11 protein-coding genes are annotated in these 10,724 nt (G+C 31.9%); 4 read left to right on the top strand and 7 right to left on the bottom strand.

What is annotated here, in order from left to right; all coding sequences use genetic code 11:
- Positions 1–17 precede the first annotated feature (17 nt).
- The 6 genes from SB773_RS28370 to SB773_RS28395 form a co-directional block, all read right to left on the bottom strand.
- On the bottom strand, positions 18–1,901 hold the full coding sequence (locus tag SB773_RS28370; protein WP_002128199.1) for an ABC transporter ATP-binding protein: 1,884 nt from the start codon (positions 1,899–1,901) through the stop codon (positions 18–20).
- Positions 1,873–5,088, bottom strand: a complete 3,216-nt coding sequence (locus SB773_RS28375) for a lantibiotic dehydratase (RefSeq protein WP_410593521.1) — start codon at positions 5,086–5,088, stop codon at positions 1,873–1,875. The genes SB773_RS28370 and SB773_RS28375 overlap by 29 nt, the downstream gene beginning before the upstream one ends.
- Before the next feature lie 86 nt (positions 5,089–5,174).
- Positions 5,175–5,315, bottom strand: a complete 141-nt coding sequence (locus SB773_RS28380) for a gallidermin/nisin family lantibiotic (protein WP_000606628.1) — start codon at positions 5,313–5,315, stop codon at positions 5,175–5,177.
- A 49-nt stretch (positions 5,316–5,364) separates the two neighbouring features.
- Positions 5,365–5,505: a gallidermin/nisin family lantibiotic gene (locus tag SB773_RS28385; RefSeq protein WP_000606628.1), complete on the bottom strand. Its 141-nt coding sequence runs from the start codon at positions 5,503–5,505 to the stop codon at positions 5,365–5,367.
- A gap of 49 nt (positions 5,506–5,554) precedes the next feature.
- Positions 5,555–5,695, bottom strand: a complete 141-nt coding sequence (locus SB773_RS28390) for a gallidermin/nisin family lantibiotic (RefSeq protein WP_000606628.1) — start codon at positions 5,693–5,695, stop codon at positions 5,555–5,557.
- 49 nt (positions 5,696–5,744) lie between these two features.
- Entirely contained in the window at positions 5,745–5,885 is a 141-nt protein-coding gene (locus SB773_RS28395) for a gallidermin/nisin family lantibiotic (RefSeq protein WP_000606628.1), read from the bottom strand.
- A gap of 240 nt (positions 5,886–6,125) precedes the next feature.
- Here SB773_RS28395 and SB773_RS28400 point away from each other — a divergent pair, with 240 nt between their 5' ends.
- From SB773_RS28400 to SB773_RS28415, 4 genes are read left to right on the top strand one after another with little or no spacing between them, the layout of a single operon-like run.
- Entirely contained in the window at positions 6,126–6,299 is a 174-nt protein-coding gene (locus SB773_RS28400; RefSeq protein WP_001030236.1) for a hypothetical protein, read from the top strand.
- Complete coding sequence (locus SB773_RS28405; RefSeq protein ID WP_131245448.1) at positions 6,274–7,242, top strand: polyprenyl synthetase family protein; 969 nt, start codon at positions 6,274–6,276, stop codon at positions 7,240–7,242. Before SB773_RS28400 ends, SB773_RS28405 begins: the two co-directional genes overlap by 26 nt.
- A complete protein-coding gene (locus SB773_RS28410) occupies positions 7,235–9,376 on the top strand; it encodes a sensor histidine kinase (RefSeq protein ID WP_410593524.1) in 2,142 nt (713 codons plus the stop codon). Before SB773_RS28405 ends, SB773_RS28410 begins: the two co-directional genes overlap by 8 nt.
- The gene (locus tag SB773_RS28415) at positions 9,348–9,956 is read left to right on the top strand and encodes a response regulator transcription factor (protein WP_002128205.1); all 609 of its coding nucleotides are present in this window, start codon (positions 9,348–9,350) and stop codon (positions 9,954–9,956) included. The genes SB773_RS28410 and SB773_RS28415 overlap by 29 nt, the downstream gene beginning before the upstream one ends.
- 381 nt (positions 9,957–10,337) lie before the next feature.
- Here SB773_RS28415 and SB773_RS28420 read toward each other — a convergent pair.
- A partial coding sequence (locus SB773_RS28420) for a serine hydrolase (protein WP_410593527.1) occupies positions 10,338–10,724 on the bottom strand: 387 nt, incomplete at its 5' end.

Consider the following 10,724-nt stretch of genomic DNA (forward strand, 5'->3'; position numbering starts at 1 on the left):
ATTTTTCTCCTCTCTAATTAAACATTCACTTGAATTTTGGAATAATCTATAAAATTTTTAGCTTGTAACTCAAATAGTCTTGCGTATATTCCTTTTATCTTTAATAGTTCATTATGAGTACCTAGTTCCACGACTCTACCTTTATCGAGGACCATAATTTTTGTAGCATGCCTTACAGTTGAATACCGATGGGATATAAAGAGCCCCATACAATTCTTTGTAATTTCTTTAAAATCTCTAAAAACCTCTTCTTCTGCTTCTGGATCTAATGCGGCAGTAGGTTCATCTAGAATATATAGGCTCGCATCCCTCATGTATGCTCTTGAAATGGCGATTCTTTGCCATTGCCCTCCAGATAACTGAATTCCGTTCGCAAAAGTTTTCCCAAGTTGTGTATCCATTTGGTTAGGCAAACTATTAATCATCTTTAATGCTCCAGATTTTTTAGCAGCAGCTTGTATAGCCATTACTTGATCGGCTTTTTTATAGTCACCATAGCCAATATTATCTTTAACATCTAGTTCATATCTAACAAAGTCTTGGAAAATAGCACTAATCTTATCCTGCCATTCGTTTGTACTGTATTGATGAATGGGTTTTCCATCTAATAGAATAATCCCTTCAAAGTCCGTATAAAGTTTTGTAATTAACTTTACAATCGTAGATTTACCCGAACCATTAGATCCGACAAGAGCCAATGTTTCACCTGGTTTTATGTGAAAATTCACTTTTTTTAATGTATACTCTTTTTGACCAGGATACTTAAAAGAGACATTTATAAATCGAATACCTTTTTCCTCAAAAGAGATGCTATCTAAATAAGTATTGTCTCCATTATTTGAAACATCCCTTTCTTCAGGAACGTCCAAAAATGAGAATAGTTGAGTCATATAAAGATTGTTTTGGTGCATATTAAAAATCATATACATTAATTCATTAGATGTTTTTTGTGTAGTATTTACAGCTTGAAAATAAGCGATAAGACTTCCAATAGCAATAATCCCTGTTACAGCATCCATAACCACCATAAACTGCACAAACATTACAAAAGCCACGCTGATTAATTGAAAAAACAGGTCAATCCTCATCTTTTTTAAAAGCAGACGTCTATCTTGCAGATAAAATCGATTGAACATATTTGAATAATTTTTTAGAAGTAAATTGCCCAATCCAAATAATTTCACTTCTTTTACTGTGATGTCTGTCGTTAGCAAATAGTAGTAGTAAAATTGTTTTCTTGTTTCTTCGGCACGCTTATGACTAATTAAAAAAATTTCTTTTCCAATTTTCATGATTGACCAGGAAGAGATTAGTGGTAATAGAATTAAAATTAGGGTAAACTGCCAGTTCCAAATCATTAAGATACCAGAAATAGAAATCACAGTTATTCCACTTTTTATAATCCCCATAAGTTCTTCAAAAATAGCAAATGGTTTATATGTGGAATCTTGGCGCGCCCTTTGAAGTTTGTTGTAAATTTCTGGGTTCTCGAAACTGGAATAAGGTAATCTTTTTGCTTTTTCTATTAATTTTACATTGATTTTATTAGAAAGAAGATTTCGGTAAAGCTGTTTATATGTTTCCAAAACTGATCCTGTAACACCCGTTAAAATTGTAACTAGTGCAAAGGCTATAAAAAACGGTAAAACATGAGTAAAATAATCATCCTTGTACCCATTCTGGTAGATGTTTTGTACTGTATTAACAAGGTATTGGATTGTCAAAATCAATGCTGCAGGTAATAATCCATTTACAAAATTTAAGGTAAGCACACAGAAGAAATATCCTCTGTGCGTTTCCCATAAAAGTTTAAATAAACCAGGCCAATAATGAAAAGACTTTAAAATATTTGAAAATGATAGTTTCTCATCTTCAGGTGTGTGATTGAGTATCTGTTTCATTCTGATTCCTCCAATATCGCTGGCTTGATAAGATATGCCGCGTAAAGGCAAGTGCTTTTTTTTCTAGTTCCCGATTAGCTCCCAATAGTCGATTACAATGCATATGAATAATTGCTCCCATAATTGTTTGTTGTTTATTCCAGAGCTTGTCTTCATTTTTATATTGTTGAATACTGGAAAAATATTCTTTTAATGATTCTCTCCGAACTAATAGACTTTTATAAATCTCTAGTCCAATTGATGAATTGTAATTACGTAAATTATTCCAATCACCTTCAGGATTTCCAATGTTATTTAATAATTTTCTCATTGGTCTAAATTCATCCATGAATTCATATTTATCTGTATTTCTTTCAATAGTTTCCAATTGTTGTTCATAAGTTAAACCAAAATTCTCCATAATCTCAATTATGTTTAAGGATGCCAGTGCATGTACTGGCAGTTCAGCTTGTTGTCCGATCACATTAAGAAGCATTGTTACTGACCTACTATCGTAATGGAAGAAATTCTCGGCCAATTCTATCAGATACGGACCACCATATCGCTCTATTTCTCGTTCATACGTATCAATCGTCATTTTATGAATAAATCCAGAGTTCATTAAATTATTTGCCCAATCCCTTAAATGAGTAAGAACAGATGCATTCAACTTCTTGGGATCTCCATAAAATCGCAAACGAATATGAGCATCTGGATCACGATATCGCATGAAGAACCATGATTGAGCCAAACCATTTTGTACAATATTATTAGCAAATGATGTCATATATTTTGAAATAAATTCATTCTCTCTTGCTTGTGGAACATAGAGCTTAACATATAGCCATTCACTTCCGGGCAAACGATAAATCATTTTCTCACTAACCATCTCTTTTTTTCCGTCTTCAATAGCTCCTAAACTCTTCCTTTTAGCGACATCGTTCATTTTTTTCAACGGAAATACAACTTCCATTGCATGACTACCCAGCGGGCTGCTAAGGCAATTTTTATTGATGTCATGTAATGATTCTCTCAACTGTAATCTACCCTGCTTAAAAAGTTCATTCTTTAATTCTCGAAGATGAAGAATATTTTCAAGATCAATTAAAATCCTATTGTCACTATACGTCATAAATACATAGCGTGGAACAGCCCATTTCACTCTCCATTTTTCAAATAGGATTAAAAATTCATCATCACTTTTAGGTTTATTTTTCATACCAATAGTTTCTCTATTTAACTTCCAAATTGCAGGAGACAGAATGATATTTTTGTAACGAATCCTTGGATAATAAGGTGAAGATGTCATATTACCCCAATTGAATGTTCTCCAGTGGTCTAAATCATTTAGGGAAACTTCTCTCATAAAGCGATAAATATTAGGGCCACTTTGGTAATTTAGTACATTACCAGCTACCACTTTAATTCTTTTCCCAAATTTTTTAGATTTCAGATAAAAGTTTTCTAATGATGCTCCAACGACAATATCATCAATTGGAATTTGCAAAGTATCTTCATCTCCATTTGTTCCAAGAGTTACAGTTACTTCTCTTGTAGTTTTTCCAATTGCCACATTCGCTGAACGGCCAGTTGCCGGAAGAAAACTTCCCTCTACCATAACGATATCATTATTAAATTGATGGTCAATCTCCGCTTCTTGTTGCTGAATTTCACGTCTAACATTTGGATCTAAGATATCTAAAAATCGACCAAATGTGCTTCCTGCTGCATGAGATCCTGGATTTGGGCTTAGGCATAAATTATACTTTCCATTGTCTAATTCCTCTTGCGAAGTAGCATACAATTCTCCATATACTTCAAATGAATCTGGAGCGTATCGAGTATCTTTTTCTATTCCAATTCTGCTAATTATTTCATCAGTAATTTCAATTTCTTTTTGCTGATTATGAATAGCTTCAATAAGCATATATGATAATTGGACATTACGTTCTTCATCTAAAGGCGGCGTAAAATTTTCTCCATCCCTATTTCCTTTTGGATTTTTATATGTCGCGGGTGCTCCAAGCCCTAATTCCTCACTTAAAAGTTCTACCAATGGAACTTCCCTAGTTGTTCCGTATTTTTCTAAAAATTCAATATGATATTTTTGGAGATGAGGAAATCCAACTCCGCTATCGGCTATGCTCCATAACACTTGAGCTGCTTTACTAACATCATTTGCTACGTTTTTTCCTATAGCTAAATCATGCATATTTAAAGCGAAATCTACTTGAAGAGGCGTTGAAACTTCATAAATCCCCTTCATTAATAGGATAAGATCGTTGTATATAGAAAGCCCCTTTCCAAGCTGTAATTGATCATAAACAAGTATTAAATCTTTTACCTTCAGTAAATCTTCCCATATTTGATTTTCACCAACTCTTACTTTTAACTTGTCAATCACATAATCAAATGGGGAGTCATATGTAAGTGGCGGTCTTAGCTCAGTTATAAGGTATTCTTGCTCTACCAACTGGAGAATAAAGTTTTCCATTACCTTTATATCTGTGCCTGGATAGTCATTATTCAACTTTTGGAGAAGCTCTTTCACTGTAATATGTGTTTCAGCTAAATCTAAAACTTTCTTAACAACTTCACTATATGTAATTGAAATATTTTCTTTTTTCTCCATATCTTTCTTACGAAGTTGTCCACATTCAGTTGAAAAAGGTAAATATAGGCGGTTTCCGACACGATAAGTAGCATGATTTTTACTAACCATTAAAAATTGGAGAATACAAGGATTTTTTTCAAGTGATGAAACCACTCCCAATAACCATTCCATATCAGGCCGAGTTCTTTTCTTAAATTGTTCAAAATGGCTCATTTCAAGTAAAGATTTTTCTTTAAACTCTCCGGATGCTACCCCGGAAAAAGCTCCAAAAGGTGTTGGGCGTGTTGTCATTCTTAACATATATCGTAATACAGAAGATATTACTTGTTGTGTTTTCCTATTACTTAAATCACCATGTATATATTTAAGAGATTCAAGCAATGAAGGACTTGCAATGGCAATGGCTTCCTTAATGTAATCCATTTCTGCATATTCCCTTAATTTTTCAATCAATAATTCTTGATCCTTAATTTGATATAGTGCGTTAAATGGTAAAAACGGGGATCTAATCATAAAAAATGGTAGAGGTTCAAATATATTATTACATGCGGTTTTATTTGATGTATGAATAGTCTTCCTTTTTTCTGTAATCATTTGGAATCTTCCCTTCTGTTCTAATCAAATATTATAATAGGAGAAAAAGAGGGACACATCTGTGTTCCCTCTTTTTGGGCATTCAATTAGCAACAGAAGCTATTGAATGAACCTGTGTTTCCACAGCCAGGCGTACAAGCTGAAATACTTGTAATTTGTGGATCTACATCACCTGAAGCTGTTGTTACTTGAACATCTAAATCAAAAAGGTTTTTTTCGTTAATCATTTTCTTTTCCCCCTAAATTTTTTTTAAGACAATATGTCTTATGTAGCAATTAGCAACAGAAGCTATTGAATGAACCTGTGTTTCCACAACCAGGCGTACAAGCTGAAATACTTGTAATTTGTGGATCTACATCACCTGAAGCTGTTGTTACTTGAACATCTAAATCAAAAAGGTTTTTTTCATTAATCATTTTCTTTTCCCCCTAAAATTTTTTTAAGATAATATGTCTTATATAGCAATTAGCAACAGAAGCTATTGAATGAACCTGTGTTTCCACAACCAGGCGTACAAGCTGAAATACTTGTAATTTGTGGATCTACATCACCTGAAGCTGTTGTTACTTGAACATCTAAATCAAAAAGGTTTTTTTCATTAATCATTTTCTTTTCCCCCTAAAATTTTTTTAAGATAATATATCTTATATAGCAATTAGCAACAGAAGCTATTAAATGAACCTGTGTTTCCACAACCAGGCGTACAAGCTGAAATACTTGTAATTTGTGGATCTACATCACCTGAAGCTGTTGTTACTTGAACATCCAAATCAAAAAGGTTTTTTTCGTTAATCATTTTCTTTTCCCCCTAAAATTTTTATTAAGACGTTATGTCTTATGTGTCTAATTTATCAGATAAATATCCTAGTAGAATCCGTATATTCCGCAAGTTTATATTGTAAATTCACGCATAATAAAAAAAATATATGTAAATTAAGTATTAAAAATTTAAGGACTATATTGAAAATATCCCGTTTTTATTGTATTTTTTTATATAGAACTAAAATACAGAATATTTGGAAAGAGGGTTGTTTTTATGAATAAAGCAATATGGGAATTTTTAATGGAGATGAAAAAAAACAAACTTACCTTTGAGACTTATGAATTATGTCCTTCATTGGAGACACTATCAGTTGAAGAGCGAATTGTATTAGATGAGTATGCAAAGGATTTCCGGGTGAAAATTGATGGTGGAAATCAGTGGGTTTAAAGATTGTTTAATCAATCATATTGATTACCATATCTCCTACCGTAATCAAAGTGATGAATCTGAAATACTTCTACTTATTCAGAAATGTCTTTCTCATAAAGGAAAGATTTTAAATCCTGAATATTCTGGTTTCTCGTGGGGAGAGCTATATCTAGCTCTTTCTTTTTTGACCAAACGACAACCAATAACAAAAAGAGAATTAGATAAGGCAATGGGGGTTGAATTTATCTTTTTATCAGCGGATATAATAGATGATTTGTGTGATGGAGACGTATTAGATCCATTATATTTTAAAAACGAATATCCTCGTTTTTTGTTAGTTTCTCAATATTTACTTATGCAAGGACTGATATACTTAACTTATAAGACAAAAGATACTGCAACACGAGATCTTCTCCAACAATTGATACATTCGTGTTGTGGAGAATGGAAAGATATCCAATTTTGTTTTTCAATAGATAAAAAAATAATTTTAAGTGAAGAAGAATATATGAAACTTATTGAAAAGAAATCCGGTCTACTCACAGAAATTATCTTTCGAACTATTAATCCTGAAAATAGAATTTTAAAAGAAATCACATCTTATATAGGGATAGCTGGTCAGCTAAGAAATGATGCTACTGATGCCATGACAGATAATAAAAATGACCTTCAGGACTTAAAGGCTTATCTTCCTTTTTTAAAAGCTTATGAATATAGTTGCAAAACACAGGATAATTTTTTTAAAAATTTAACGGATGAACAAATATCTTCTTCACCTGAAGTTCGGGCATTAGTCCGGGATTACATAGAACAATCTGGAGCACTTCACTATTGTCGTATCCTATCTCAACTATATTATAGAAAAGCATTTGCACTCTTAGAAATGCATTTTGTTCTTTCTAAAGACGAAATGACTTATTTTCAAATGATGGTTATGGGCAGAGGTCACTCCTATGCGTAATATTTGGTTCTGTATACCTTTAAGCATTTTATATTTATTAATACTTTTAATAAATAACTACTATTTTCACTCTAGTAATTTTAAAGAAAGCGTTAACTCTTTATTAATTAGTCATTTTTATATGATCAGCGTTATTAGTCTTATTTTTTTTACTATAGGATTAATTAGCTTTTTAAAAAAAAGACAATCTATTGTAGCAAAAAAATTCTTTTCTCTAACATCAGTCTTTGGGATAGCTATTTTAACATCCTTATTATCTAGCTATGATATAAATATTTTTAAAGCTATAGAGGTGAGTAGTATTTTTATGCTTTCTTATCTCTTAATAAGTTTTTTCTCTAATTTCCCTGTATCTACCAAACCAAAATATGTAAAAATATTCAACCTTGTATCATTTGTAATTTCAACAGGATTGACAATTATTTATATAATTTTTTGTTGTTTTGGATATATGTCTAACAATAATTTTAGCTTTTTATTTAAAGTTTTACTAATTACTAACCTATTTCTGAGTATTAGCATCTGTGTTTTTCTTGTTTCATTACATTTACGAGAAAATAATCTTAAGGTGAAAAGTCAATTATATATTCTGATTTTTGGTATTATTCTTAGTTTTTTACCTATTGTTCTACTTAATCTGATTCCTGGTCTACTTTTTGGGGAATCTAAAATTCCATTTACATATTGTTTACCTAGTATTATTATATTTCCTTTAACTATTTCTTATTTATTAATAAAGCAAGAAGTTATCGAATTTGAGATTAGAATTTCTAAATGGCTAACAAACTTACTCTTTTACTTGCTCAATTTCTTATTTTTTAATTTTTCGGTTGAGCAATTCATAGATTTGTCACAAAAAGAAATATTTATACTATGCAGCTTAAGTGTATTATCTGTTGTACTCTCTGTATATATATATAAACTTATTCTCTCATTATTTAGGTATTTAAACATAAAAAAGGATGCACAATCAGGTTTACATAAGATTGAGCTGTTTCAAACACTCTCGAAGGAAAAACATTCTAAAGAGCTTGCAAAATTAGTCGGACAGCTTATTAACCAGATGTTTAACATTAACGGCGTTTCCGTAATATGGAACTCAAATAGTATTTATCATTCATTATATGAGACAGGTATTTTTCAGGATATGGATAAATTTGAGCTGTTTAATCAATTGAATCAACTTGAACAGAATTACTTACTAAAGGAAGGTACTACTCCTATTCATATTCAGTTTGAAAAATACCACTTAATTTGTTTTCCAATACTCATTTACCAAGGCATGCAGGGAGCTATTATTATTGGTGAAAAAAATGATTATACATTATTTAAACCTCAAGAAATTAATGAACTTGAAGAGGTTGTAATAAACTCGGCAAATTTACTATTAAGTGTTAATACCCTCAATAGTAATAAAAAAGAAATTCGAAAAGCAAAGGTAAAAGCTCAAAACTGGAAACAATTCAACTATCAGATTATTCAATCTCTAGAGAATGAAAGGAAAAGGCTTTCGATTTTCTTACATGATGAAATTCTTCAAATTCTTATTTTGCAATTAAACGAAATAAGAATGCTTCAGACCAAAAGAAACTTTTCTATAGACATATTAAATTCAATGGATGAGCAACTTGAAGATATTATCTATAGCATTAGAAAAATGTGTCATAATCTTCACCCTATTATCGTAGAAGATTTAGGTTTAGAAGCGAGTTTACACACACTAAAACGCGAGTTCGAATTAAATTATCGCATTCTCATTCATATACAATTTAATTGCAAATTAAAAATTCTCTCGAAAAATCTCGAAATACAGATTTATCGTATTATAAAAGAGCTACTGAATAATGCTATTAAGCACTCCAAGGGGAATAATGTTCAAATACATATCATAGAAGAAAGAGGCTGCTATGTTTGTACTGTAGAAGATGACGGCATAGGCTTTTGTGTTCCGAACAGTTTTTCTGAATTTAGTACAAGCAACCACCTTGGTCTAATGACCATCCAGCGTCAAATTTCCGAGTTGAACGGAAATTTGAGAATATCTTCTGAAAAAGAACATGGAACATTAGTCACATTTACCATACCAGTAAATTGGGAGGAAAATAATGAGTATACATACACTACTAGTGGATGACCATTTGTTGGTTATGCTAGGCATCCAAAGACTACTAGAATCTGAGGAAGATATTGAGGTGATTAATACCGTTCACGATCCTTCCATATTAATTAAAACTGTGGAAGATACCCGTCCTGATGTAATTGTTACAGACATCAGGATGAAGCAGTATAATGGTATTGAACTTACAAAAGATTTATTGTCAAAATTTCCGGATGTAAAGGTTGTAATTCTATCAGGATATGATCATGAAGAATATTATAATGCGGCCTTTGAAGCTGGAGCAAGTGCATACATTACGAAAGAAAGATCAGCATTTGACCTAGCTAACGCAATTCGTCAAAGTCACATGGGATATATACTATTTTCTAAGAATCAGATTATGGGAAATAATATTGAAGCACTAACTTCTGCTGAACAAAGAATATTACTCTTAATCTCAAAAGATAAAACAAATTATGAGATTAGTACGGACCTTTCAATCAGTAAAAGAACTGTAGAATATCACATTTCTTCAATTATTAGAAAACTGGGTGTAGATTCAAGAGTTGGAGCAGTCGTAAAAGGGATTAAAAAAGGATTAATTGAAGGTTTTTAAGGATAAGGGGACATTGCAGAACTGTTATGTCTAAAAGTTTATTGATAAATACAGAGACACAGAATCATAGTATATAACCACCAATACCTGCAAATGAAGAAATAGGACTCATGATTGGGTCCTATTTCTTCATTTGAGATAACTTTAACCAGATAAAAATTACAATCTTTTATTATATTCATAAATTCCCACCACATTTCTCTCAGGCTGGAAAAGCAAAATCTTGCTCAAAATGAAAACACGCCATCCTTTCCTATGATTCTACAGAAAGAATAGCGTATTTTTTTATTTTAGGGAGGATTTTGTTTTATTAGCTTAATAGCGCTGGATTACCGTCAAAGTTCCAAAAACCTCAAAATTTATCCGTTTTTCCTTTTTTACCTACTTACCAAATTCAGCAAGTAAAATATTTTTAAAAGGATCAGGACTGTTAGCTCTACCCATACTGTTCAAACTGACGGCCAACGTATGCTTACCTCCAAGTATACCTCCAGCAAAAGTACTAAATCCTGGAATACCACCTGTGTGTCCCCATATCGGGACACCGTTTGGAAGCTTAGTTTCATAGATTCCAAGACCGTATCTCCCGATTTCAGCTCTTCCTGTAGGAACTGTAGTAAGCATTTGTTTTAGTTGCTTTTCTTTCATTAATTTGCCACCGAGCAAGTAAGAAAAGAATTTGTTTAAGTCGTCAGCAGTAGAAATCATATCTCCAGCCGAGCTACCTATACTTGGATTAAAATAAGTAACGTCTTTTAGCTCACTTGC

Source organism: Bacillus sp. SIMBA_074 (assembly GCF_046534555.1).
GTDB classification, from domain to species: domain Bacteria; phylum Bacillota; class Bacilli; order Bacillales; family Bacillaceae_G; genus Bacillus_A; species Bacillus_A mycoides.

Bases quoted from the DNA above. Each gene is read 5' to 3' on its own strand.
- SB773_RS28415 (WP_002128205.1), top strand. From the start codon at position 9,348: ATGAGTATACATACACTACTAGTGGATGACCATTTGTTGGTTATGCTA.
- SB773_RS28390 (WP_000606628.1), bottom strand. From the start codon at position 5,695: ATGATTAATGAAAAAAACCTTTTTGATTTAGATGTTCAAGTAACAACA.
- SB773_RS28395 (WP_000606628.1), bottom strand. From the start codon at position 5,885: ATGATTAACGAAAAAAACCTTTTTGATTTGGATGTTCAAGTAACAACA.
- SB773_RS28380 (WP_000606628.1), bottom strand. From the start codon at position 5,315: ATGATTAACGAAAAAAACCTTTTTGATTTAGATGTTCAAGTAACAACA.
- SB773_RS28375 (WP_410593521.1), bottom strand. From the start codon at position 5,088: ATGATTACAGAAAAAAGGAAGACTATTCATACATCAAATAAAACCGCA.
- SB773_RS28385 (WP_000606628.1), bottom strand. From the start codon at position 5,505: ATGATTAATGAAAAAAACCTTTTTGATTTAGATGTTCAAGTAACAACA.
- SB773_RS28410 (WP_410593524.1), top strand. From the start codon at position 7,235: ATGCGTAATATTTGGTTCTGTATACCTTTAAGCATTTTATATTTATTA.
- SB773_RS28400 (WP_001030236.1), top strand. From the start codon at position 6,126: ATGAATAAAGCAATATGGGAATTTTTAATGGAGATGAAAAAAAACAAA.
- SB773_RS28370 (WP_002128199.1), bottom strand. From the start codon at position 1,901: ATGAAACAGATACTCAATCACACACCTGAAGATGAGAAACTATCATTT.